The following is a 24201-nucleotide window of genomic DNA, read 5'->3' on the forward strand; positions in this document are numbered from 1 at the left end:
GAAAGAGCGCTGCTGCCGCTGTCACACCATCCTCACCTCAGAAGACAAGTATCACTACGGGGTGCGATGCGAGACCTGCAACGAGGACTACTGGTATGCAGAACACTTCGACTACTTCCCATTGCGATGCATCTGGAGATACCTCTGCTATCAAGTGCGTTGGCTGTCCAGCATTACTCACCACGGAGGAAGTTTACTGTTGCTCGGCATGCGTAGATTCATGGGTGGAAAGCGATCCGAACGGACTAATGGGAGTGGACGATGAGGAAAGTGAGGCGGAAATGTAAGAACCCGGCCTGCCGCGAATGGTTTCATCCAGCCTTCCAGAACCAACGATGGTGCTCACCAGATTGCGGAACGGTACTGGCGATGGCTGAAAGGGAGAGAAACCGGCAAAAAGCGATACAGGAAGCAGAACGACGACGAAAGGAAGAAGCCCAGCAGGAAAGACGTAGTATCAAAGTTCGCAAGTTAGCCACCAAGCCCGCCAGTTACTTCAAAGCCCAAGCGCAGCAAGCCTTCAACCAATTCATCCGCCTTCGTGACCATGACCAGCCCTGCATCAGTTGCGGCGAAACCAATCCGCCTGATTTGCATGGCGGGCAGTGGGATTGTGGGCATTTCAAAACTGTAGGTGGATTCCCAGAGCTCCGCTTCGTTGAAAGCAATGCCTATCGTCAATGCAAATCCTGTAATGCCGGGTCGGCTAAGCATGGTGCAAAGGCGGCAACCGTAGCGCAGAGATATGAAGCCACTCTGGTTGAGAGGTTTGGGCAGGAGTTGGTTGATTGGCTGAATGGGCCCCACGAAATGACGCGCTATCGCCGTGAAGACTACATCCGCATCCGGGATGAGTACCGGGCAAAGGTGCGTGAACTGAATAAGCAAAGAGAGGCAGCATGATCAAGCCGGTGTATGGCGTAGGTGGACCATTAACTGACGCCAACTTTAACATTTTGCGAATGAACAGAAGGCAGGCTCAAGCAGAAGCAGATCGGCTTGCAAGGCAGACCATAAAGAGTGGCTGGTCAAATATCGCGAAAGGCTTCGTATTTGACGCTGGTGATTATTATCGACTTTCAGTAGCGGTCAGCTCTATCAACAGGAGGCCCGCATGACCGAATACCTCAGAGAAAAGTGGCTCCGCCTTCGCATTCTCAAGATGCGCGGCATGTATGAGATCAACTACCGGATAATCCGGAACACAGCGAAGATGATGGGGGTGACCAATGCCAGTACGCGAGCTTAACCTGACTAAAGAGCAGCACGACTGGATTAATAGCTGGCTGGAGTTGTGGGGTGCATGGGTTTACTCAGGTAGACTGGAAAAGCGCCAGAGCAGTGTCATAGCGCAATACATGGCGACTGTTGAGCCGCAATCCTATCCATACCGGCCAATGTGTAATGATGACGACGGACTCTTGATTTCTCAGGTCGTGGACTCCGTCATGCGCATCGATAAAAAAGCACTTGGCATCCTGCTTAGCTACTACGCTCACGGCTCCTCTAAGCGAGCCATTGCATCCTACTATCATAAGGTCGCAAGTCCTCGCAAAATGTCAGGGCGCAGTGGAGAAAGTACCAGGCGACCATCAATGATTACCTGCCGACGTGAAGTGGACGAGATATTGAATGCCAGCCTATATATTCTCTACACTCCGCTGCTATCTGCATTTAACGATCGCAAACGTGTAGTTAAAATTAGAAAAGTCGCATAGTAAGTGTTGACACTATTGAGCCATTGAGCCACAATTTGGATATAAGCTGCCGTAAGTGTTCTTAAGGATGCAGCGGCACTTAAATCCTGTCAGTTCCATCGATTTGTGATAGCCAAAGCGCCCTGCGGTCTCACCAACTGCGAGGGCGTTTTTTATTTCTATGCCGGTCTAGTTCAGTGGCAGAACGGCTGCCTTGTAAGCAGCGCGTCAGAGGTTCGATTCCTTTTCCCGGCACCAAATTCTGAGCCGAATAACCTCACATAATCGGCTCATCCCCTCCCGGGGATAAGATTCACCGCATACCCTGTAGCGGATAAATAACATCACCAAACTATTTCAGAGGTCAGCCAAAGAGCTGGCCTTTCTCGTTTATCGTCCCTGCCAATCAACATCGACTCTCACCCTTTCCTGTGTGGCAGTGGGCGATCTTTTCTACGGTGGATATCCGCAAACGCGGGATTCTCATTGTGATCAACTAAGGCTGCGTCGGGCATTAGACGGCGGGAAGGCTCGGGAAGGTTTCTCAGGTGACAGTGGGAAGTTTAACCGGGCTTGTTCTGTTCACAATGTCATCAATTCCTAAACAGGATAAGTCCCCGTATCAGGGGGTAGGAATGCGTCGCATGCCATATAAATCAGATCCGGGCTTATTCGCCGCCATGATCGCTCTGGGGATGACAGTCCTCGGTTCGATAGCGGCATACGCCTACAAGGTATTAAGCGGGGACGCCTTCAGCTGGCGCACCCTGTGCCTTCAGATGATCGTCTCCGTGTTTGCCGGGTTCCTCATGATGCTGCTCGCCATTTACTGGCAGTGGCCGCAGGAAGTCACCGGCGCTATCTGTGGTATGGCTGGCTGGTCTGGCTCATCTCTCATCAAAACGTTAGAGAAGCGGTTTTTACAGAAGGCGGGAGGTTTCAATGCAGATCAGCAATAAAGCCATCGCACTGATAAAAGAATTCGAAGGGCGAGAGCTCACCGCATATCAGGATGTAGTCGGCGTGTGGACTATCGGATATGGATGGACCGGCACCGTTGACGGCAGAAAGATATCCCGCGGCATGACAATCACCCAGGCGAAAGCGGATGAGCTGTTACGCGAAGGCGTGAAGGAATATGAATCTGGCGTCAAAGGTATGCTGCGCGTACAGGTCGATCAGTGTCAGTTCGATGCCCTGGTGAGCTTTGCTTATAACCTGGGCGTGTCTGCTCTACGTGGATCAACGCTTATGCGCAAGCTCAACGCAGGAGATACCCGCGGTGCCGCTGATGAGTTTCTCAGATGGAACAAAGCAGGCGGAGAGGTGCTGGCCGGACTAACCCGTCGCAGACGCGCAGAGCGGGAGCTATTCCTATGTTCAGCTTAACGGTATTTAAAAACATCATCCCATTCCTGTTTGCCGGAATCATTATTTTCTTCCTGTTCTCGCTAAATGCAGAAAATGATCAACTGCACGCTGATAACAGTGAGCTCAGGCAGGATGTCAAAAGGGTAAACAGTAAGAACGATGACCTGGCTAACACCCTCAATAACCTGTCAGAAAGGGTGGGGGAAATGACGACCATCGTTAAAGATGAATCCCGCCGCCGCGCTGCCGCTGAAATGAAGTCGCAGCAATTACAGGAAGAGGTGAAGGATGCTCTCAAAGATAACGTGTGCTCTGGCGAGCTCGTTCCTGATTCTGTTGTTGAGCGGTTGCGCCAGCAAGCAAACGGAATACGAGGTCGTGAATAGGCCGGTATTACCTGTGCCGGCTAACCTCCTCGCTGACTGCCCTATACCACTGATACCCGCCAACATGACATTTGGCGACAGTGTGCAGCTGAACATCAAACTGCTTAACTCGCTGGATATCTGCAACGGCCAGTTATCAGCCATCCGCAAGATAGAAGAATCAAGAGCCTCGCTGCAATAGCGGGGCTTTTTTTATGCGCCTCGCACGCGCAAACAACCACCCAGAGCCTACAGAAAGCGAGCCTGAGAGAAACCCGTATAGGTGCGGACCTCTCTGGGGCGAGTTTCTCTGTGCGACAGGCTCACTTTCTATAGGACTACCGCATGAACATTGTCCCACTGAATTACAAAGGTGAAGCCGTCCGCTTCAATACTGAAGGATGGATCAACGTTACTGGCGTAGCAGAGAGATTTGGCAAGCGCATCGATAACTGGATGCGCCTGGCGGAAACTCTTGAATACATCCGAGCTTTAGATGAGGCGCTAAGCGGCGAAGAGTCGCAGATTTTACATCCCTCACAATCGAGGTATGTAAAAACCAGCCGAGCCCGAAAGGATAGGGGCGGTGGTACCTGGCTGCATCCCAAGCTTTCAGTTGCATTCGCCCGTTGGTGTGACGCCCGCTTTGCTGTGTGGTGTGACCTGCATATTGATAGCCTGCTTCGCGGTGAGCTAACTGAGCAGCAGAAGTTTGAGCAAGCCTGCCGAATTCGTGATGCGAGAAAGGCGAAGGTGAGTGCTGGCGCAAGTGAAATGGCACGATGGAGATGGGATAAGCCCGCTATTGAGGCAAATGTCGAATACTGGCGCGAACAATTACAACTCACGCTGGATATCGCAGTCTGATAGCCAACGCAAAATTGCGTCGACCGAGAGCCTCTTTCACAACGGCTCTTAAAGAACCTCTACGACAAGGGATAACGGTTATGCCCGCAGCTATTCCCCGATCATGCCGAAAGCGAGGTTGTCCTAAAACCACAACAGATCGCTCAGGTTATTGCGCGGATCACCTTAACGAAGGATGGCAGCAGCACCAGCGCGGACAAAGCCGACATCAGCGCGGCTACGGCAGCAAGTGGGATGTTATACGCGCACGCATCCTCAAGCGTGACCGGCACATCTGTCAGGAATGCCTGCGGAACGGCAGGCCCGTACCAGCATCCACTGTTGACCACATCAAACCAAAGGCACATGGAGGCACCGATGAAGACAGCAACCTGGTTGCGATTTGCTTCAAGTGCCATAAAGCCAAAACCGCACGGGATCGTTTAAACCAAAACTGACCATTACAGGTGAAAGCATGACTGATTCATTAAGTGATTCAGGGCGCGAGCACGTCGGCGCTAAGGCGTTGCGACCTGCTTGTTCTGTTGAGGGGTGTGGGTTGCCAACTAGAGCCAACAACACTCCGTATTGTGAAAAACATTACATGCGGGTTCGTCGACATGGCTCGACAAAAAAGTTAAGCACGCTCAAGCCGGGCAGCTTGATTCACTCAGGCGGTTATGTGTTAGTTAATGCCCCTGAGCATCCGCTAAGCAGAAACAGCAATCGTGTCTATGAACATCGCGTTGTTTATTACCAGCATCATGGCGAGGGTCCATTCAAATGTAACTGGTGCGATGCTCTGGTAACCTGGGATGACATGCATGTCGATCATCTTGATGGCTGTAAAACCAACAACGCTGAGGCAAACCTCGTTGCCAGTTGTGCGGTATGCAATCAGAAGCGCGGCACTGAAAAGATGAAGGCAACGCACAGAAAGAAATCTCACAGACGCTACACGGCTCATGGCAAGACCATGTGCCTCAATGAATGGGCTGAGCATCTGGGTCTGTCTTGGTCAGCGCTGCAGTGGAGAATTGATAGAGGCTGGCCATTAACGCGGGTGTTCAGCCCTCGGATTGGCAAGAGTGGGCCACCCAGTAAGCGCAAGGCGTATGAGGTACCACTATGAGTCAGAAGAAAGCGCAACTCGCCCATATCTATCGAGGCAAGGCGTTCATTGGATATGGCATAGCAGTTGATGGTGAACTGCTAAGCCAGCAGGTGAGCACCACCATCGACACCGATACAACAAGCCGGCCGGCAATCACCGCCGTCTTCAATCTTGATGCGGACATGAACGAGAATCCGGTGCGAATCGACCTGAATGAGAATATTTCTCAATAATTGACGCAAATGAGATGAGTTATCATTTGCAGGGTGGGGCGGGTTAAGACTTCAGGGCTTTAGGCCCAGAGGACCGCCGCCTAAGTTTTATTTTCATCGCCGCAGGTTAGAAACCTTTTTTCATGGGTACCCCCAAAGTACCCTTTCAGTGGAGTTTCCCCCATGTCAGGACCACCGAAAACCCCGTCACACCTGGTTTTGGTGAGGGGTAACCCATCCAAGCGCCCGGTAAACCAGAACGAGCCCAAGCCAGAGAAAGGGGTACCCAATACTCCGAAGCATCTCGACAAGATGGGCAAGTACTGGTTCCAGCAGATTGCCCAGGAACTTGACGGGATCGGCGTGCTGACGCAGCTCGACGGAAAAGCGCTGGAGCTGCTGATCGAAGCCTACACAGAATATCGCCGCCACTGCGAAACGCTCGACCGCGAAGGGTATACCTATGCGATTTACAGCGAGGACGAGCCGGACGAAGGCAAAGAACGCGCTATCAAATTCATCAAAGCCCATCCTGCCGCCGCAATGAAGGCTGATGCCTGGAAACGTATCAGGGCAATGCTGGGCGAGTTTGGCATGACTCCCGCTTCACGCAGCAAAGTTAACGCCAGTGGCCCTGATAAAGTCGATCCGCTCGAAGAATTCCTGAAAGCGAGGGACTGATGGCTAAGGTTGCAGATGGTATCCGCTACGCAGAGCGCGTGGTCAGCGGAGAAATTGTCTCGTGCAAATTTGTTAAGCAGGCCTGTGCCCGGTTTCTTGATGATCTTCAGGTTGGTGAGCAGCGCAACGTCTTCTTCAGCGAAAGTCGCGCTCAGCACATCCTGAATTTCTATAAATTCGTGCCACACGTTAAAGGTGACCTGGCTGGCAAGCCAATCGAGCTGATGGACTGGCACATTTTTATCCTCATTAACATTTTTGGGTTTGTGGTACCGCAGATAAACGAGCTGACAGGTCAGCAAGTGCTGAACAGCAAAGGCAGCCCGGTAATGGTTCGTCGTTTCCGCACGGCCTATAACGAGGTGGCGCGTAAGAACGCCAAATCAACGCTGTCCTCCGGCATCGGCCTGTATATGGCAGGTGCTGACGGGGAAGGCGGGGCCGAGGTCTATTCCGCCGCCACCACACGGGACCAGGCACGGATCGTCTTTAACGATGCTGTAAACATGATTAAGCAGTCCCGCGCCGCACTGGGCAGGCTGTTCGATTACAACAAGCTGGCGATTTTTCAGGAGCGAACTGCCTCAAAGTTTGAGCCACTCTCAAGTGATGCGAATAACCTCGACGGCCTGAATATCCATTGTGCGATTGTCGATGAGCTGCATGCTCACCGCACCCGCGATGTTTGGGACGTTCTGGAGACAGCGACCGGTGCCCGATCACAATCTCTTCTCTTCGCTATTACCACGGCAGGGTTTAACCGTGAAGGCATCTGCTACGAGTTGCGGGACTATGCGGTGAAGGTGCTGAGCGGAGTGGTGGAAGATGACACCTTCTTCGGGATTATCTTTACCCTGGACGAGGGCGACGAGCCTTTTGACGAGAAAGTGTGGCAGAAGGCCAATCCGGGCCTGGGCATCTGTAAGCGCTGGGATGATCTCCGCCGCCTGGCAAAAAAAGCGCAGGAGCAGGTTTCCGCCCGAAACAACTTTTTCACCAAACACCTCAATATCTGGGTCAGCGCTGAATCGGCCTGGATGGATATGGTGAAGTGGGATGCCTGCGAGCCGCTGGCACCCGTGCATGAGCTGAAAACCTACCCGATGTGGGTCGGCGTAGACCTAGCCAACAAAATCGATATCTGCGCGGCGGTAAAGGTCTGGCGGGCGCCAGCGGGGCATGTGCACACAGACTTTATGTTCTGGCTTCCTGAAGGGCGTCTTGAGCGTTGCTCCCGGCAGATGGCCGAGCTCTATCAGAAGTGGAGCGACAGCGGACACCTGACGCTGACGGATGGTGATGTTGTGGATCACGCCGTTATTAAAGAAGACCTGCTGAAGTGGATCGCCGGTGAAAACCTGCGCGAAATCGGCTTCGACCCGTGGGGGGCTACCCAGTTCAGCCTGTCGCTGGCAGAGGAAGGTGTCCCAATGGTGGAAGTGGCGCAGACGGTTCGCAACCTGTCGGAAGCGATGAAGGAAACCGAAGCGCTTGCTTACGCGGGGCGCCTCCATCACGACAATCACCCGGTGATGAACTGGATGATGAGTAATGTCACTGCAAAGACGGACAAAAACGACAACGTATTCCCTAACAAATCCACGCCGGAAGCCAAAATTGACGGACCCGTTGCCATGTTCACAGGCCTCAGTCGCCTGATACTCAATGGTGGTGACGAGCCGCAGGATCTGAGTGGCTTCTTTGATAATCCGATAATGGTAGGTTTCTGATGAAAGAAAGCAAACAGCCCGGCAAGGTGAAAAGCGCGCTGCTGAACTGGCTGGGCGTTCCAATCGGGCTTACTACCGGCACGTTCTGGCAGGAATGGATGGGCATGAGCAGTAGCGGAAAGGTGGTATCGGCTGATAAAGCGATCCACCTTTCTGCCGTCTGGGCCTGTGTCCGGCTACTGAGTGAATCCGTATCCACGCTGCCGCTTAAAATCTATGAGCGCCAGGCAGATGGTTCGCGTAAGCCCGCCACTGGCCATCCGGCGTATCAGGTTCTGTGCCGGAGGCCTAATCTTGAAATGACCCCGTCGCGGTTTATGTTGATGCTGGTTGCCAGCATTTGCCTTCGCGGTAATGCCTTTGTCGAAAAGAAGATGATCGGCAACCGCCTCGTGTCGCTGGTGCCGTTGCTTCCCCAGAACATGGTGGTAAAACGCCTGGATAACGGCAATCTCGAATACACCTATACCGATGCTCAGACAAAGCGCGTCATCCCGGCAAAGAACATCATGCACATTCGTGGCTTTGGCCTTGATGGTGTCTGCGGCATGATGCCGATGATGGTTGGTCGTGACGTGATCGGTTCCGCTATGGCCGTCGAAGAGTCCGCAGCGAAGATATTTGAGAACGGACTGCAAAGCTCTGGATTTCTCAGTGCTGACGGGGCGCTGAATGATGAGCAGCGTGAGCGGCTTCGTGGTTACATGGCGAAGTTTATTGGCTCCCGGAACGCCGGAAAAATAATGGTTCTCGAAGGTGGCCTGAAATACCAGAACGTCACTATGAACCCGGAAGCAGCGCAGATGCTTGAGTCCCGCTCATTCAGTATTGAGGAGATTTGCCGATGGTTCCGCGTCCCGCCGTTTATGGTGGGGCACTCAGACAAGCAGAGCAGCTGGGCATCGAGCGTTGAGGGCATGAACCTCCAGTTCCTGACCAATACGCTGCGCCCGCTGCTGGTAAATATCGAGCAGGAGATTTCACGCTGCCTGCTGGACGGTGACGAAGACCTGTTCGCTGAATTCTCTGTTGAAGGCCTGCTACGCGCAGACAGCGCTGGCCGTGCCGCTTACTACACGACAGCGCTACAGAATGGCTGGATGTCGCGTAATGACGTGCGCCGTCTGGAGAACATGCCGCCGATTGAAGGGGGCGAAATTTATACCGTGCAGCTGAACCTGACGCCGCTGGAAGACCTGAAGCAAAACAGCCAGGCAGCGCAGGCAGCCAACCTTCTGAAAATTCACAACCACGTTTTCCCTGACATTCCGTTCGAACAATCCCCGCTGAAGAAAGCGGCTTAGGAGCTATCCCCATGACACTAAAAAGCCTTCCGGCAGCGCCGGCGGGGCGGCCTTCTGCGCTCTCAAAACGGGACCTTCCGTCAGCCACGATGGAACGCTGGAACGGTGGCATTAAGGCCGCTAACACTGACGAAAACAGCATCTCTGTTTTTGATGTTATTGGGGCCGACTACTGGGGCGACGGCGTAACGGCCAGCCGCATTGCCGGAGCGCTGCGCACTATGGGCGGCGCGGACGTGACAGTAAACATCAACTCTCCGGGCGGCGACATGTTCGAAGGCCTGGCGATCTATAACCTGCTACGCGAATACGAGGGCAGGGTCACCGTTAAAGTGCTCGGTCTGGCTGCGTCCGCCGCCTCCATTATCGCGATGGCCGGCGACGATGTGCAGATTGGCCGGGGCGCGTTCCTGATGATCCACAACTGCTGGGTCTATGCGATGGGCAACCGTCACGACCTGGCACAAATCGCGGCAGATATGGAGCCTTTTGATAAGGCTATGGGCGATATCTACTCAGCCCGCACCGGCCTCAGCATGGAGGACGTGGCCGCAATGATGGACGGTGAAACCTACATCGGCGGCAGTGATGCGGTGGATAAAGGATTTGCCGATCGGCTGCTGTCCGCTGATGAAATCGCTGATGACGATGACAGCCCCGCAGCGGCTCTCCGGAAGCTTGACGCGCTGCTGGCAAAAACCGACACACCGCGCTCAGAGCGTCGAAAACTTCTCAAAGCATTATCCGGCGGCAAGCCTGGCGCTGCTGCCAGTCCCGAAGGTATGCCGGGCGCTACCGAAGAAATTAACCCTGACAATCTCAAACAACTTGAATGCGCCCTGGCGGCGTTCGGCAAATAAGGAAAGACCATGTCTGAAGTTAACGATTTACTGAAAAAAGTCTCCGCGAAGCTGGAAGAAGTATCCGGCACCTTCAGCCAGAAGGCCGAAGACGCGCTTAAAGAGGCGAAGAACTCCGGTCAGCTGTCTGCACAGACCAAAGATGCGGTGGATAAAATTGCCACTGAGTTTAATGCACTGACTGAAGCGAACAAAACCCTTAAAGCTTCACTGGGCGAGCTGGAACAGCACGTCGCCAACATGCCTCTGACTAACGCCAAAAAAGTGGCGGAGTCAGTGGGTCAGGTGGTGATCAGCTCTGAAGCGCTGAAAGCTTTTGCAGCCAGCGTGGAAGGTGGTAAGCGCGTAAGCGTACCGGTCAATGCTGCGCTTCTGTCCACCGATGTCGCTGATGGCGTGGTTGAGCCGCAGCGCCTGCCGGGTATCGACACGGCACCGAAACAACGTCTGTTTATCCGCGACCTGATCGCACCGGGCCGTACTTCTTCACCGGCCATCTTCTGGGTTCAGCAGACTGGCTTTACCAACGCCGCGGCGGTTGTGCCTGAAGGCACCACGAAGCCGTACAGCAACATTGAGTTCGCTACCAAAATTACTCCGGTCACCACCATCGCGCATATGTTCAAAGCGTCCAAGCAGATTCTGGATGACTTTGCGCAGCTGCAGTCCACGGTGGACGCTGAGATGCGCTACGGCCTGAAGTATGTCGAAGAGCAGGAGATTCTGTTTGGCGACGGCACCGGCGCACACCTGCACGGCATCGTGCCGCAGGCGACCGCGTTCAACGCCGCATTCACCGTCGAGCAGCAGAACGGTATCGACGATCTGCGTCTGGCCATGCTGCAGGCGCAGCTGGCACGCTTCCCGGCGTCCGGCCACGTTCTGCACTTTATCGACTGGGCGAGGATCGAGCTGACCAAGGACACGCTGGGCCGCTACATTCTGGCGAACCCGTCCGCGCTGACCGGTCCGACCCTGTGGGGCCTGCCGGTTGTGGCTACCGAAGCTGCTGCCTTCCAGGGCAAATTCCTGACCGGCGCATTCAACGCTGCAGCTCAGCTGTTCGATCGTGAAGATGCCAACGTGGTGATTTCCACCGAGAACGCCGACGACTTTGAGAAAAACATGATCTCAATCCGTTGCGAAGAGCGTCTGGCTCTGGCGGTGAAGCGTCCGGAAGCGTTTATTTATGGCTCCTTCACTGCGCCTGTCGCTGGTGGTGCGTAATCAATAACGGCGGCCTGCGGGCCGCTCTTTCTTTTGGGAGAACGGCATGAAACTGCGATCCATCAAACCTACGTACCAGAAAGGCGAAGTGCTGACTGAAGGGGTGGTTTTTGAAACTCTGGAGCAGCATGGCCGGGAACTGATTCAGCGTGGTTATGCTGAAGAAGTTAAGGCCCGAGAAGCTGAGCCCGGCAGTGATAAAGATCCAAAGGGCAAGGGCAAGGCTAAGTAAGGAGTTTCTATGCTGACCGTCGAGCAGGTCAAACTGCACTGCCGCATTGATTCCGATTCGACAGAAGAAGATGAGTGGATAGCTGCCCGCATAAAAGCGGCGGTGCGTTATGTCGAAAATTACACCCGCCGCAAGCTCTTCGAATCTTCTGACGATACAGCTTACCTGGCTGAGCCTTATCGGCTGCTTTACACCGAAGATATCGAAACCGCCATGCTGATGTTGATCGCTCACTGGTATGCGAACCGCGAGGCAGTAGTGACCAACGGCAGCTCAACGACTGTCGATCTGGCTGTGGAGTCATTTCTGCAGCCGTATCGCGTCTATGGGCTGTAAGGAGTCGTTATGGCCTGTGCCGGATGTGAACGCCGCCGCGCGTGGTTCAAAAAATGGATGAAGATTGCCCATGAAAGAGTTACAGGAAAGCCTGCTGGCGACAACGCTGGAGAAGCTGGCGGAAAGCTTCCATCAGGTAGCCGAGGGGATGAAAGCCCAGACGGAGGCGATAAACCGCCTGGCTGAGTCAAATGAAGCGCTTGCCTCTGTGGTTTATCAGGCTTTTGCGAATGATATTGAAATCACTTCACTGGATGACCCAACTCCAAGATATCTCAGCGGCAAACCAAAGGGGTAGCAACCATGCAGGCCGGAAAACTACGTCACCGAATAACCCTGCAAAAACCGGTAAAGAAGCAGAGCCCGACTACTGGCGCGATCATAAACACCTGGGAGGATGTGGCAAAGCTCTGGGCCGATGTTGTGGATCTGTCGGTGCGGGAATTTGTGGCGGCCCAGGCGGGGCAGAATGAAGTGACATCACGCATTACCATTCGTTACCGGGATGATGTTACGAACAAACACCGCATCCTTTACCGGGGCCGGATTTACAATATTCACGGCGTACTCGCTGACGATAAAAGCGGGTCGGAATATCTGACGCTGCCTTGCTCACAGGGGGTTAACGATGGCTGACGGTGTTGATTTCAGTCTTACCGGTCTGGATTCCCTGCTGGGAAAACTGGATGAAATCAGTGATGACCTGCGCCGGAAAGGTGGGCGATCTGCTTTGCGCCGCGCCGGGAATGTCATCGTCAATAAAGCGAAGGCCAACGCTCAGCGTCTTGATGATCCGGTGACCGGGCGCAGCATTGCCGATAACGTGGCCCAGCGCTGGAACGGCCGTCTTTTCAAACAGACCGGCAATCTGGGGTTTCGCATTGGCGTGCTTCATGGCGCTGTGCTGAAAAAGCACCCGGACAAGGCGCAAAATGCGCCAACGCCGCACTGGCGTCTGCTGGAGTTTGGCACCGAGAAAATGCGTGCTCAGCCTTTTATGCGCCCCGCAGCCGAAAACAGTATCAGTGAGGTCGTGACAACGTTTTCTGACGAATATGAGAAAGCGATTGATCGGGCTATCAAGCGGGCGCGGAAAAAAGGAGTGCCGCCATGATTGCACCCATATTTGCGGTCTGCGCGGCCAGTCAGGCAGTAAACAGCCTTATCGGGGGGGATACGCTCCGGCTTTACCCGTTTGGTATGCAGGACGATGCGGTTATTTATCCGTATGCCGTCTGGCAGAACATCGGCGGCGGGCCTGAAAATTACCTGAATCAGCGGCCTGATGCCGACACGCTCACATTGCAGGTTGACGTTTACGCTGATTCGCCCGATGAGGTGATCTCTGTGGCGCAGGCATTACGCGACGCCATTGAGGCCCGTGCCAACATCACGCGATGGGGCAGCCAGGAACAGGACGCCGAAACGAAGCGCTACCGCTATTCCTTCGATGTTGACTGGATAGTCACGCGATAACCGAATTATTCACCCACCGGCCCTGTGCCGGTTTTTTTATGACCGGAGATAACAATGTCTGTACTGACGCAAGGCACACAGCTCTATGTGCTCGCAAAAGGCGCGGTGAGCGAGATTGAATGTATCACTGCATTTTCACCCGGCAGTAACCCTGCCGATCAGATTGAAGATACCTGCTTGTCTGAACGGTTTGACCGCACTTACAAGCGCGGCCTTCGCACACCTGGCGCAGCAGCCCTGACGCTGAATGCCGATCCGAAAAACACCAGTCACATCATGCTGTATAACCTGTCGATTTCGGATGACGAAGACGATCAGGACCTGACCTTTGCTATCGGCTGGGCGGACGGGACGGCATCACCTACAGCTGCGGCAGACGGCGCTGCTGACGCGGTTGACGGCCTGACGCTTCCGGACAGCCGTACCTGGTTCGTATTCAAAGGTTACGTTTCTGACTTTCCTTTTGATTTTGCTGCCAACACGGTTGTGTCTTCTTCTGCCTCCATTCAGCGCTCTGGTTCTGCCGTATGGGTACCGAAAGCGGTTGTTGCAGCCTGATAACAGGGGCAATTTGCCCCTGATTTAATAACGGAATAATTCATGAAATTAACACTCGACACGCTTAAAACTGCGGGTGCTTTCACCGGGCGACCGGTAGAAAAAGAGATCACTTGGAAGCAGGGCGACAAAGAATTTACCGCTACCGTTTATGTTCGTCCGATGGGCTATCACACGGCCACCTCAGATGTGCTGGCAATGGGCGGTAAAGTTGACGGAGTGGCAGGCCGCATTGCTGCATCAATCTGTGATGAGGATGGCAAACCCGTCTTCACCCCAGCCGACATTACTGGTGAAGCTGATCCAGAGCGCGGCTCGCTTGATGGCGCACTGACCATTGCACTGCTGGTGGCTATTCAGGAAGTTAACGACCTGGGAAAGACTTCGAGCTCAGCGCCGAAGACGAATTCTGGTGCGAGCTCGTCCTCAACGGTATCGGCGGCCGCACCATCGCAGAGGCGCGTGAGACGGTTACCTTCAAAGAGTCGCAACTCTGGGCAAAATACCGGGAGCGCTACGGAAGCCTGAACCCCATGATGCGCACTGAGTGGGGTGCAGGGGTGGTTGCAAGCACCATTGCCAATGTGAACCGGGATTCGAAAACGCCGCCGTTCAGCCCGACAGACTTCACTCTGCATTTCACAAAAGTCACTGCAGCTGACGAGCCGATTTCACTTGATGAAGCCATGACCAGTTGGGGATAACCCGCTTAGCTGCGGGTTTCTTGCTTCCCATTGCATCAGTTTAGCTTTAGGATTATTCCCAATACGATACTTTGGGGGTGAAAATGGCTCTAATTAAATGCAAGGAATGTGGAGAGGTGGTCTCAAGCAAGGCGGATTCCTGCCCAAAATGTGGCGCGCCTCTTAGAGTGAGAGTGAAAGGTCCATCAGGATGTATGATGGTATTCCTGGTTTTTTTAGGTTTGTTGTTACTTTTTTATTTTATGGCAGATACGGGAAAGCCAGAAGACACTAAATTGCTATCAAAAGAACTACCGTCAGCTCAACCAGCATCTCCCAAAAAAGAACTAAACGACAGGATTGAAAGCCACTCCGCCGATACCGCAGCTAAAACCACCTGGATTACGGGTGCGGTAAAAGACGAGATGACTGATGCTAATAGGCCATATGTAGCAACTACCTCTTTGAATGGGGCTGATTTTGATTTCCCATACAAAGTTGTTGGCGGCTCCAAAGCCAGCATAGTCATTAGAGATGATGGTGGGGAAAAAGTTGCTTATGTGACTATTGAGAAAGGTCACATGATTTGTGGGTATAATGATTGTCATATTGTTATAAGAGACGCGGCAGGAAAGATCAGTAACTGGCAGGCCAGTAAAGCATCTCCTGGCGTTACAAATGCTTTGTTTATTGATAATGCAAAGGCATTTGAAAATCTTATCAAGAAAAATAATAAATTAAGAATAGGTATTGAGTTTTACAAGTATGGGGTACGTTCCTTTGATTTTGATACTTCAGATTATCCCGGTATATGACCAAATAACAGAAACCCGCTGAGGCGGGTTTTTTATTGCCCGGAGAAAAGTTAATGGCAAGCAAATCGCTGGGCACACTGACGATTGACCTGATCGCCAAAGTGGGCGGCTTCGTTTCAGGTATGAGCCAGGCTGAGAGATCATCACAGCAATGGCGTAAAAAGGTGGAGGGCGACGTTAAAGCCGTTTCAGCTGGGTTAGCTGCAGTCTCAGCCGCCGCGCTAGCTGCAGGCGCAGCTGGCTTCGCTTTACTCAAGTCCACAGCTGAACAGGTAAACTCAACAGATCAGTGGGCTAAGTCATTAAAAATGTCCACTCAGGAACTTCTTGCCTGGCAGTTCGCAGCCGAAAAGGCTGGTGTCGCCGGTGACAACATGGCAGACATCTTTAAAGACCTCAGCGATAAAATCGGTGACGCAATCCTGAATAAGTCAGGCGAAGCTGTCGATGCACTGAATGCGCTGGGCCTGTCTGCCGAGAAGCTTTCGAAGGTTTCACCAGATAAACAAATGCTGGCGATTGGCGAGGCGCTGGGCAAAATCAGCACTAACGCTGGTAAGGTCACCATCCTTGAAAGTCTGGGTAATGATCTTTCAAAACTTCTTCCGCTATTTGACAACAACAACGCAAAGCTGAATCAGTTCATTCAACTGGCAAAAGATTATGGCGTTGCGCCTGACCCGCAATCTATTGATGACCTGATTAAGGTAAACAACTTATTTCAGGATATGGAAGCCCAAGTCAAAGGGCTGAAGATGGAGATTGCTGCAGGTCTTGCAAAGGTTGACCTTGGGCCATTGCAGAATTCAATTTCCGACATTCATAAGACGCTTACTGACCCTCAGATATTACAGGGCCTGGTTAATCTTGTTCAGGGAGTTGCTGAGTTAACCGGATGGCTTGTCAAAGCTGCTGCAGCTGGCGGAGATTTGGCTGCAAAATTTGCCAAACCTCTAGTTGCATCCATGGGTATTGGTGACTCCACCGATGAGACGGTCATCAAGAATCGCATCGAGTACTTAAATAAAGCTCGTGAATATTCTGATAGTTGGGTTACTGCCCTGGACCGTTCACTAGGTAAGATGCCAACGACTGCAGAAATTGATAAAGAGACATCTGCTTTAACTGACCGCCTTAAAAAGGTTCAGGAAAACAAGAAAGCCCAGCAAGAACTTTTCGTTCAAGCAAGCAAGGCGGGATCTGCTATCGGTTTGGCAATCCCATCATTTTCATTGTCTCCTGGCGAAACAAACAGCAAACCACCGGCGACAAAAAAAGATACCTCTGCTGCAAAGATGGAGTCTGCTTTCAGAGCTACCGAGCGCAGTTACATGCGCCAGATTGAGTTCATTGATACCACGGGGAAAAAGACCGCGGTAGTGACTGAGCAGCAAAAGCTTCAATTTGATATTGCTGATGGTAAGTTGCAGGGCCTTAACGCCACGCAGCAGAAACGCCTGGAGTCGCTGGCAAAGGAAGTTGACCGGCTGAACGCAGTCAAAAAGGCGAATGAAGAAAATGCCAGGGTGGCTACGTTTGTCGCAAACCTGCAGGCGCAGAACAGCAATGCAAAATCGTCACTGAATATCGACGTTCAGGGTGCCGGTGTCGGCGATAAAGAACGCCATCGCATGAAAGAGCGGCTGAATATTGAGCGGGAATACCTCGATCAGCAGCGCGAACTGCAGACGCAGTATCAGTCAGGCGACATAACCAAATCGCTTTATGACAGAGAAACCAGCGCCATCAGCAGCGCCATGAGTGACCGCCTTAAAATGCAGGAGGACTATTACAAAAGCATGGATGCCATGCAGTCCGACTGGATGGGCGGCGTCAGTGATGGACTGGCTAACTGGCTGGATACCTCATCCAATTACTCAGCGTCAGCGGCTAACGTAGTCAGCAGTTCAATGGACAGCGCTCTGGATAACGTCTCGTCCATGCTCATGGGGAATAAAGCCAGCTGGAAAGACTGGGCATCATCGGTTCTCAGCATGATCGCCAAGGTCGCCCTGCAGATGGCCGCAGTCAATCTTGTCAGCGGCATAGTGAGTTCTGTCGGTGGTGCTGCGGTCGGTGCTGCGTCAGCCGGCGGCGGCACGGCAAATAACTCTTTCAGCGGCGGTGCGTATAACAACCTGACGCTGAATGCTAAGGGAGGCGTGTACGAATCCCATGATCTGAGCCAGTACAGCGGCTCGGTCGTCAGTTCGCCAACGTTATTTGCTTTCGCTAAGGGTGCCGGGCTTATGGGTGAGGCGGGTCCTGAAGCGATAATGCCGCTGACACGTGCGGCAGATGGCTCACTTGGCGTGCGTGCGATAGGCAGTGGCGGCGGTAGCGGAGGAACGTCAATCTCAGTCAGCGCACCTGTCACGGTTGAAGGTGGCGGAGCCGGAGAAACAGGCAGCGCGAATACCGCCAATACCGCGCGACAGTTGCAGAGCATGATCCAGACAGTTATTTCAGACCGCCTTAAGAAAGAGATACTGCCTGGCGGCATACTGTATCGCGGCGGATAAAATTCAACGGTGGAATATGGCGATTGATACTTTTGACTGGTGCGTCAGGACCGGGGCAACGGAAGAAGTTAACGTTGCCACACTTCAGGCTCAGTTCGGCGATGGCTACAAACAGGTAGCGGGCTCAGGCATTAACAGCGCTATGGAGTCGTGGCCGGTGACATGTAGCGGTTCAAAATCCGAAATGAAAGTGGTGCGTGAATTCTTTAAAAATCATGTGACGACTTCGTTCTGGTGGGAGAACCCGTGGGGCGATAAAAATCTCTACCGTGTCAGGGCTGATTCTATCCGGCCCAATTTCATCAACGGCAACTTTGTTGAAATTGCAGTGACGTTCGACCGGGCTTTCGCGCCGTGAAATGTCACGTTAACAACAGGGGGCGCTTATGCGCCCTTTTTTATTGGGTGAAATATGAGTTTTAACCAGGACATTCAGGCGCTGGAGCCGGGCAGCCTTGTGCAGTTGATTGAAATTGACGGGACCGCTTTCGGGCTGGACACCATCCTGCGCTTTCATGCTTATAACCTGCCAACGGAAGGCTGGCAGTCTTTTGCAGCCGAAAATCTTCCTTCAATTATCTGGCAGGGCAACGAGTACGATCCACACCCGTACGAGCTGACCGGCATGGAGATGAGCAGTTCAGGGTCACAGCCCACACCAAAGCTTTCTGTGGGCAACGTGGGTAACTATGTCACCGCGCTGTGTCTGCAGTTTGACGACCTGGTGAAAGCCAAAGTCCGTATTCACACCACGATGGCGAAATACCTCGATGCGGCAAACTGGGTGGCGGGAAATCCGACCGCCAATCCGCAGGAGGAGCGGGTGCAGCTTTTCTACGTTAACGCGAAGTCGTCAGAGACGCGCACGCAGGTGGATTTTGAACTCTGTTCACCGTTTGACATCCAGAGCCTGCAACTGCCATCGCGTCAGATTACGCCGGTATGCACCTGGTGCATGCGTGGCTGGTATCGCACCGGCACCGGGTGTGATTACGCTGGCAATCGGTACTTTGCGAAAGATGGCACTCCCACGAATGACCCGTCTAAAGATGTTTGTGGAGGCCGCCTGGCTGATTGTAAGGCCCGGTTTGGTGAAGACCAGCCGCTGCCATTCGGCGGGTTCCCGGCTGCAAACCTTCAGGGCAAATAACCATGCGTAAAAAAATTCTTGAGGCAATCCGTGAGCACGTCGCTGCCGAATACCCGAAAGAGGCTTGCGGTCTGGTTATTCAGTCTGGCCGGACCCAGACCTACGTCCCCTGCAGGAATATCTCTGACTCGCCGACTGAGCATTTCACGCTGTCGCCGGAGGATAAGCGGGCAGCGGAAGCGCAGGGTGACATTCTGATGGTCATCCATTCTCACCCGGACGTGCCGCAGCTTATCCCGTCAGAACGTGACCGGGTTCAGTGCGACTTTTCCGGCGTGGAGTGGGGGATAATGTCGTGGCCGGATGGCGACTTCTGCACTATCAGCCCGCGTACCGACCGCGACTACACAGGTCGCCCCTGGCTGATTGGCGGTAATGATTGCTGGACGCTCATTATGGACTACTACCAGCGTGAGCACGGCATCACCCTGAAAAACTGGTCTGTTGACTATGAGTGGTGGGTGGATGGCAAAGAAAACCGCTATGACGATAACTGGCGGGCGGAGGGGTTTATAGAGGTGTCTCCGGCTGATATGCGGGAGGGAGATATGATCATGATGCAGATCAGCGCCCCTGTAACCAATCACGCGGCCATCTACCTGGGTAACAACATCATTCTGCATCACAATGCCGGAAGCCTGTCTACGCGGGTGCCTTATGGTGATTACTGGCGTAACCGTACAGTGCGCGTGGTGCGCAGAAAGGAGCTGATGAATGATTAAGACGATGCGGCTAAAAGGGCCAATGGCGAAAATGTTCGGCAAGGTCCATCAGTTTCACGTCGCTGATTTGCGTGAACTGCTGCGGGCTATGTGCTCGCAGGTGCCCGGCTTCAAAAAATACGTATCGAATGCACATCTCAACGGGGTGCGCTTTGCCTTTTTCAGCGGTAAAGACAACATCGGCCTGCAGGAATTCGATATGTCTTCAGCTGCGACTGAGTTTCAGATGGAGCCGGTGCTTGAGGGGTCGAAACGAGGCGGCACGCTGCAGATAATCATCGGTGCCGTTGCCATTGTGGCCGCGTTCTTCACAGCTGGCAGTACTCTTGCTCTTTATGGCGCAGCGCTGGGAACAACCACAGCAACAGGGCTTGCTGTGACAGCCCTGACCAGCATCGGCATCAGTATGCTGCTTGGTGGTGTTGTTCAGATGCTGACGCCACAGCCTAAGTTCAACGTGGGCGCATCTTCCAGCACAGACAATAAGCCTAACTATGCGTTTGGTGCGCCGGTGAATACCGTAGCGATGGGTTACCCGATCCCCGTCCTGTATGGTCAGCGGGAAATTGGCGGGGCGATCATCAGCGCGGGCAGCTTTACCAGCGATCAGCAATAAGCAAACCGGGATTAATTTTCAGGCCACCTTCGGGTGGCTTTTTTTATGGGTGAAATATGCGACTTCTTGAAGGTGCCACAATTCAGGGCAATAAAGGCGGTGGCGGCAGTGCTCACACTCCGGTAGAGCAGGCTGATGATCTGCTTTCAATCGCAAAATTAAAAATGCTGCTGGCTATCTCAGAGGGTGAGATTCAGGGCGATTTAACAGCGCAGCAGATTTACCTGAACGATACGCAGCTGGCGAACGACGACGGAACCTACAATTTCACTGGCGTAGTATGGGACTGGCGGAAAGGCACGCAGGACCAGACCTACATTCAGGGCATGCCGGAAGTTGATAACGAGTTGTCCGTGGGAGTAGTAGTCACGCAGGCGGTGGCCTGGACCCGCCAGTTCACCAACCTCACTCTCGATGCCGTCCGGATTAAGCTGAGTCTGCCGGTTCAGTACCAGTACAAAGATAACGGTGACATGGTCGGTACCGTTACGCAGTACGCGGTGGACCTCTCAACAGACGGCGGATCATGGGTCACGGTGGTAGATGGGAGTTTTAACGGTAAAACCACGTCCGAGTATCAGCGCGATCACCGTATTGATTTACCGAAAGCAACATCAGGCTGGTCCATCAGGGTTCGGCGCATCACAGCGGACTCTTCATCCTCAAAACTGGTTAACGCTTTCAAAGTTTTCTCGTTCGCCGAGGTTATCGACAGCAAACTGCGGTATCCCAATACCGCGCTGCTTTATATTGAAGTCGATGCCAGCCAGTTCAGCGGGCAGGCACCTAAAGTAACCTGTAAACCAAAAGGCCGGCTGGTCCGTGTGCCGACCACCTATGACCCGGTGTCACGCACCTATGCCGGAACATGGCAGGGTGATTTCAAATACGCATACACCAATAACCCGGCATGGATTTTCTATGACCTGGTGCTGGATAAAATATTTGGTATGGGTACGCGTGTCGATGCCACCATGATCGATAAGTGGGAACTATACAGCATCGCACAGTATTGCGATCAGATGGTGCCGGACGGCGCTGGCGGCACGGAGCCACGCTTTACCTGTAACGTCTTCATCCAGAGCCAGCAGGATGCTTACACCGTACTGAAGGACATAGCGGCGATATTCCGCGGCATCACGTTCTGGGGTAACAGCCAGATATTTGTGAATGCTGATGTGCCGCAGGTTGATTCTGACGGTAACGTTGACGTTGATTTCGTTTACCACGCATCAAACGTCATTGACGGCCTCTTCACCTATGCCGGCGGCAGCTACAAAAACCGTTATTCATCCTGCCAGGTGAGCTGGTCCGATCCGGTTAACCATTATTCGGACACCATTGAAGGCGTTTACGATTCTGACCTGGTGCAGCGCTACGATGTGCGCGAGATGAGTCTGACGGCCATTGGCTGCACATCACAGAGCGAGGCGCACCGGCGCGGGCGCTGGGCTATTCTCTCCAACGCCAAAGACGGGACCATTTCATTCGGCGTAGGCCTGGATGGTTACATCCCGATACCGGCAGAAATTATTGGTGTGGCCGATCCATTCAGGTCGGGTAAACAGAACGGTGGCCGTATCAGTTCAGTGAATGGCCTGCGCATCACCCTCGACCGTCCTGTTGATTACTCAGCGGGTGACCGGCTGGTGGTGAACCTGCCTGACGGCACGGCACAGACGCGGACCATTGGCAGTATCAGTGCCGATAAGAAAACGGTGAGCGTAAATACCTCATTCCGTACTACGCCGGTAACGGGCGCAGTGTGGGCTATCGACAGTGATAATCTGGCAATCCAGTATTTCCGAGTCACCTCCGTGGCCGGTAACGATGACGGCACGTTTACTATTGCAGGCGTGCAGCACGATCCGAATAAGTACCGCTACATTGATGATGGTGTGCGTATTGAGCCAGCGCCCATTACGGTCACGCCAGTCAGCGTTCTGAAAGCGCCGGCCAACATCAAAATCACTGAAGTCAGCTTTGTTGAGCAGGGTCTCTCTGTCTCCTCGATGCAGGTAACCTGGGATCGTGTTGAGGGTGCTATCAGCTACGTGGCTCAGTGGCGCAAGGATAAAGGCGACTGGATTAACGTCGCAGTCACCAGCGCGCAGGGTTTCAGCATTCAGGGCATTTATACCGGCGTCTATGATGTGCGGGTGCGCGGCGTTAACGCGGCGGAGGTTTCTTCCCCGTGGGGTTATGCCGATTCAACTTCTCTTAGTGGCAAAGCAGGTAAGCCCGGCACGCCGGTTAACCTGAAAGCTACGGATAACGTGGTGTGGGCAATCGATGTAACCTGGGCTTTCCCTGATGGCTCTGGAGATACTGCTTATACGGAAATTCAGGTTGCCACCACAGCAGACGGCCAAAACCCCCAGTTCCTCGCATACGTACCTTATCCGGGCGTCAGCTATCAGCACGGTCCGATGCCGGGTGGAGTTCGCCGCTGGTACCGCGCACGGCTGGTTGATCGCATCGGGAACGCCGGGGACTGGACTGCTTTTGTGGAGGGGTCAAGCAGCATTGATGCGAGTGCTTTGCTTGGTGATATCACTGAGCAGGTTCTTCAGAGTGACGCCGGGAAGCAGCTGGTTGCGAAGATAGATACGAACATCGATGCAATGCTGCAAAACGCGCTCAACCTCGACGCAACCGTTGATCATCAGATGGCGGAGTCCGGTAAAAACCGGGCTGATATCCTGACGGTTAAGCAGACCATAGCCACAAACGATCAGGCTTATGCGCAGAAGTTTGAACAAGTGCAGGCCACTGTTGACCAGAATACTGCCGCAGTTCAGCAGACATCTACCGCGCTGGCCGATACCAACGGCAGGCTGTCAGCACAGTATTCTGTAAAAGTGGCAATAGATAGCAACGGGCATCAGTACGCTGCCGGCATGGGGATCGGAGTTGAGAACAGTCCGTCCGGCATGCAGACGCAGGTGTTGTTTCTGGCTGACCGTTTTGCAGTGATGAGTCAAATTGGCTCAACGCCGAAAGCCGTGTTCGCTATTCAAAATGGGCAGACCATTATTGATAATGCAATCATCGGTGATGGCACCATAACCAATGCAAAGATTGGCGATTACATCCAGTCCTATAACTACGTTGCAGGGAGTGCTGGCTGGCAGATAAACAAATCAGGAAATGCCGAGCTAAATAACGCTACTGTAAGAGGCACTATTTACGCATCTGCAGGTGATTTGAATAATGTCATCATTAGAGAAAACTGCACAATACTAGGAACGCTTAGTGCCTCAAAAATAAATGGGCCACTAATGCAGGCAAAGAGCTTCTATTTTGCTCATACGGCTACCAATGCCAGTAGTACTGTTTATTGGGATGGTACAGCAGGGAAGGGAGACGTCCCTATGACGCTAAGTGGCCGCATTATCCGTTCGCGCAACAACAATCAGTTAGCATCGCGCGTGGTGTTAAACACAGCGGCAGGTTCGCAGGAGGTGCCCGCGGCGCTTACGTTTGATGTAGGAACAACAGCTGCGCGCAATATCACTGAATATTCTTTCTCAGTAGACGTAGGAACAGGAGCTGCCAACGTGCAGTTGTTTGCTGGCGCGCTCAATCAGGGCGCGAACGAAGGAGTAGCTTGGTCTATACAGATATTCGCTTCTCCAACTGCTAATCAGTTCCATGTTTAATTCCCAATATCACTAATAGCCC

Annotated in this window: 32 protein-coding genes and 1 tRNA gene; all 33 read left to right on the top strand. The window is 53.2% G+C overall.

Annotated features, from left to right (window positions below; all coding sequences use genetic code 11):
• Positions 1–261: 261 nt before the first annotated feature.
• The 33 genes from LZU96_RS21460 (at position 262) to LZU96_RS21610 (ending at position 24179) form a co-directional block, all read left to right on the top strand.
• Entirely contained in the window at positions 262–903 is a 642-nt protein-coding gene (locus tag LZU96_RS21460) for a recombination protein NinG (protein ID WP_233988617.1), read from the top strand.
• A gap of 211 nt (positions 904–1114) precedes the next feature.
• Positions 1115–1249, top strand: coding sequence for a YlcG family protein (locus tag LZU96_RS23685; RefSeq protein WP_163637919.1), 135 nt, complete (start codon positions 1115–1117; stop codon positions 1247–1249).
• Complete coding sequence (locus tag LZU96_RS21465) at positions 1230–1718, top strand: antiterminator Q family protein (RefSeq protein ID WP_233988618.1); 489 nt, start codon at positions 1230–1232, stop codon at positions 1716–1718. The genes LZU96_RS23685 and LZU96_RS21465 overlap by 20 nt, the downstream gene beginning before the upstream one ends.
• Positions 1719–1880: 162 nt before the next feature.
• Positions 1881–1955, top strand: a tRNA-Thr gene (locus LZU96_RS21470).
• A 386-nt stretch (positions 1956–2341) separates the two neighbouring features.
• A complete protein-coding gene (locus LZU96_RS21475) occupies positions 2342–2656 on the top strand; it encodes a phage holin family protein (protein ID WP_233988797.1) in 315 nt (104 codons plus the stop codon).
• The gene (locus LZU96_RS21480) at positions 2640–3086 is read left to right on the top strand and encodes a lysozyme (protein WP_233988619.1); all 447 of its coding nucleotides are present in this window, start codon (positions 2640–2642) and stop codon (positions 3084–3086) included. The genes LZU96_RS21475 and LZU96_RS21480 overlap by 17 nt, the downstream gene beginning before the upstream one ends.
• Complete coding sequence (locus LZU96_RS21485) at positions 3074–3454, top strand: DUF2570 domain-containing protein (RefSeq protein WP_233988620.1); 381 nt, start codon at positions 3074–3076, stop codon at positions 3452–3454. Before LZU96_RS21480 ends, LZU96_RS21485 begins: the two co-directional genes overlap by 13 nt.
• Positions 3357–3635 (top strand): peptidase, encoded by a 279-nt coding sequence (locus LZU96_RS23690; RefSeq protein WP_419149899.1) that lies wholly within the window; start codon positions 3357–3359, stop codon positions 3633–3635. The genes LZU96_RS21485 and LZU96_RS23690 overlap by 98 nt, the downstream gene beginning before the upstream one ends.
• Positions 3636–3778: 143 nt before the next feature.
• Positions 3779–4300 carry a KilA-N domain-containing protein gene (locus tag LZU96_RS21490; RefSeq protein ID WP_233988621.1) on the top strand — a complete coding sequence of 174 codons (522 nt, stop codon included), beginning with the start codon at positions 3779–3781 and terminating at the stop codon, positions 4298–4300.
• Positions 4301–4380: 80 nt separating this feature from the next.
• Positions 4381–4737, top strand: coding sequence for an HNH endonuclease (locus LZU96_RS21495; protein ID WP_233988622.1), 357 nt, complete (start codon positions 4381–4383; stop codon positions 4735–4737).
• A gap of 17 nt (positions 4738–4754) precedes the next feature.
• Complete coding sequence (locus tag LZU96_RS21500; protein ID WP_233988623.1) at positions 4755–5411, top strand: HNH endonuclease; 657 nt, start codon at positions 4755–4757, stop codon at positions 5409–5411.
• A complete protein-coding gene (locus tag LZU96_RS21505) occupies positions 5408–5626 on the top strand; it encodes a hypothetical protein (RefSeq protein ID WP_233988624.1) in 219 nt (72 codons plus the stop codon). The genes LZU96_RS21500 and LZU96_RS21505 overlap by 4 nt, the downstream gene beginning before the upstream one ends.
• Before the next feature lie 162 nt (positions 5627–5788).
• Complete coding sequence (locus tag LZU96_RS21510; protein WP_233988625.1) at positions 5789–6286, top strand: phage terminase small subunit P27 family; 498 nt, start codon at positions 5789–5791, stop codon at positions 6284–6286.
• Positions 6286–8016 carry a terminase large subunit gene (locus LZU96_RS21515; protein WP_233988626.1) on the top strand — a complete coding sequence of 577 codons (1731 nt, stop codon included), beginning with the start codon at positions 6286–6288 and terminating at the stop codon, positions 8014–8016. The genes LZU96_RS21510 and LZU96_RS21515 overlap by 1 nt, the downstream gene beginning before the upstream one ends.
• Positions 8016–9320, top strand: a complete 1305-nt coding sequence (locus tag LZU96_RS21520) for a phage portal protein (protein WP_233988627.1) — start codon at positions 8016–8018, stop codon at positions 9318–9320. Before LZU96_RS21515 ends, LZU96_RS21520 begins: the two co-directional genes overlap by 1 nt.
• Before the next feature lie 11 nt (positions 9321–9331).
• Positions 9332–10180: a head maturation protease, ClpP-related gene (locus LZU96_RS21525; protein ID WP_233988628.1), complete on the top strand. Its 849-nt coding sequence runs from the start codon at positions 9332–9334 to the stop codon at positions 10178–10180.
• 9 nt (positions 10181–10189) lie between these two features.
• Positions 10190–11407 carry a phage major capsid protein gene (locus LZU96_RS21530; RefSeq protein WP_233988629.1) on the top strand — a complete coding sequence of 406 codons (1218 nt, stop codon included), beginning with the start codon at positions 10190–10192 and terminating at the stop codon, positions 11405–11407.
• A 46-nt stretch (positions 11408–11453) separates the two neighbouring features.
• Complete coding sequence (locus tag LZU96_RS21535) at positions 11454–11639, top strand: hypothetical protein (protein ID WP_130834334.1); 186 nt, start codon at positions 11454–11456, stop codon at positions 11637–11639.
• A 9-nt stretch (positions 11640–11648) separates the two neighbouring features.
• Positions 11649–11975 (top strand): head-tail connector protein, encoded by a 327-nt coding sequence (locus tag LZU96_RS21540; protein WP_233988630.1) that lies wholly within the window; start codon positions 11649–11651, stop codon positions 11973–11975.
• Between the two features lie 70 nt (positions 11976–12045).
• Positions 12046–12273: a hypothetical protein gene (locus LZU96_RS21545; RefSeq protein ID WP_233988631.1), complete on the top strand. Its 228-nt coding sequence runs from the start codon at positions 12046–12048 to the stop codon at positions 12271–12273.
• A 5-nt stretch (positions 12274–12278) separates the two neighbouring features.
• Positions 12279–12611 carry a phage head closure protein gene (locus tag LZU96_RS21550; protein ID WP_233988632.1) on the top strand — a complete coding sequence of 111 codons (333 nt, stop codon included), beginning with the start codon at positions 12279–12281 and terminating at the stop codon, positions 12609–12611.
• Entirely contained in the window at positions 12604–13089 is a 486-nt protein-coding gene (locus LZU96_RS21555; protein ID WP_233988633.1) for an HK97-gp10 family putative phage morphogenesis protein, read from the top strand. The genes LZU96_RS21550 and LZU96_RS21555 overlap by 8 nt, the downstream gene beginning before the upstream one ends.
• Positions 13086–13451 carry a DUF3168 domain-containing protein gene (locus LZU96_RS21560; RefSeq protein WP_233988634.1) on the top strand — a complete coding sequence of 122 codons (366 nt, stop codon included), beginning with the start codon at positions 13086–13088 and terminating at the stop codon, positions 13449–13451. Before LZU96_RS21555 ends, LZU96_RS21560 begins: the two co-directional genes overlap by 4 nt.
• A gap of 54 nt (positions 13452–13505) precedes the next feature.
• Complete coding sequence (locus tag LZU96_RS21565; protein ID WP_233988635.1) at positions 13506–14009, top strand: phage tail tube protein; 504 nt, start codon at positions 13506–13508, stop codon at positions 14007–14009.
• Between the two features lie 42 nt (positions 14010–14051).
• Entirely contained in the window at positions 14052–14537 is a 486-nt protein-coding gene (locus LZU96_RS21570; RefSeq protein WP_233988636.1) for a phage tail assembly chaperone family protein, TAC, read from the top strand.
• Positions 14538–14542: 5 nt separating this feature from the next.
• Positions 14543–14713: a phage tail assembly protein T gene (locus LZU96_RS21575; RefSeq protein WP_233988637.1), complete on the top strand. Its 171-nt coding sequence runs from the start codon at positions 14543–14545 to the stop codon at positions 14711–14713.
• 194 nt (positions 14714–14907) lie between these two features.
• The gene (locus tag LZU96_RS21580) at positions 14908–15507 is read left to right on the top strand and encodes a hypothetical protein (RefSeq protein ID WP_233988638.1); all 600 of its coding nucleotides are present in this window, start codon (positions 14908–14910) and stop codon (positions 15505–15507) included.
• A 53-nt stretch (positions 15508–15560) separates the two neighbouring features.
• The gene (locus tag LZU96_RS21585; protein ID WP_233988639.1) at positions 15561–18029 is read left to right on the top strand and encodes a phage tail tape measure protein; all 2469 of its coding nucleotides are present in this window, start codon (positions 15561–15563) and stop codon (positions 18027–18029) included.
• A 16-nt stretch (positions 18030–18045) separates the two neighbouring features.
• Entirely contained in the window at positions 18046–18387 is a 342-nt protein-coding gene (locus tag LZU96_RS21590; RefSeq protein WP_233988640.1) for a phage tail protein, read from the top strand.
• A gap of 54 nt (positions 18388–18441) precedes the next feature.
• On the top strand, positions 18442–19179 hold the full coding sequence (locus tag LZU96_RS21595; protein ID WP_233988641.1) for a phage minor tail protein L: 738 nt from the start codon (positions 18442–18444) through the stop codon (positions 19177–19179).
• 2 nt (positions 19180–19181) lie between these two features.
• Positions 19182–19901: a C40 family peptidase gene (locus LZU96_RS21600; RefSeq protein ID WP_233988642.1), complete on the top strand. Its 720-nt coding sequence runs from the start codon at positions 19182–19184 to the stop codon at positions 19899–19901.
• A complete protein-coding gene (locus LZU96_RS21605) occupies positions 19894–20517 on the top strand; it encodes a tail assembly protein (protein WP_233988643.1) in 624 nt (207 codons plus the stop codon). Before LZU96_RS21600 ends, LZU96_RS21605 begins: the two co-directional genes overlap by 8 nt.
• 56 nt (positions 20518–20573) lie before the next feature.
• Positions 20574–24179: a phage tail tip fiber protein gene (locus LZU96_RS21610; protein ID WP_233988644.1), complete on the top strand. Its 3606-nt coding sequence runs from the start codon at positions 20574–20576 to the stop codon at positions 24177–24179.
• Positions 24180–24201: the final 22 nt, after the last annotated feature.

Origin of the sequence: Pantoea agglomerans (assembly GCF_021397715.1) — a bacterium.
Taxonomy (GTDB): Bacteria; Pseudomonadota; Gammaproteobacteria; order Enterobacterales; family Enterobacteriaceae; genus Pantoea; species Pantoea astica.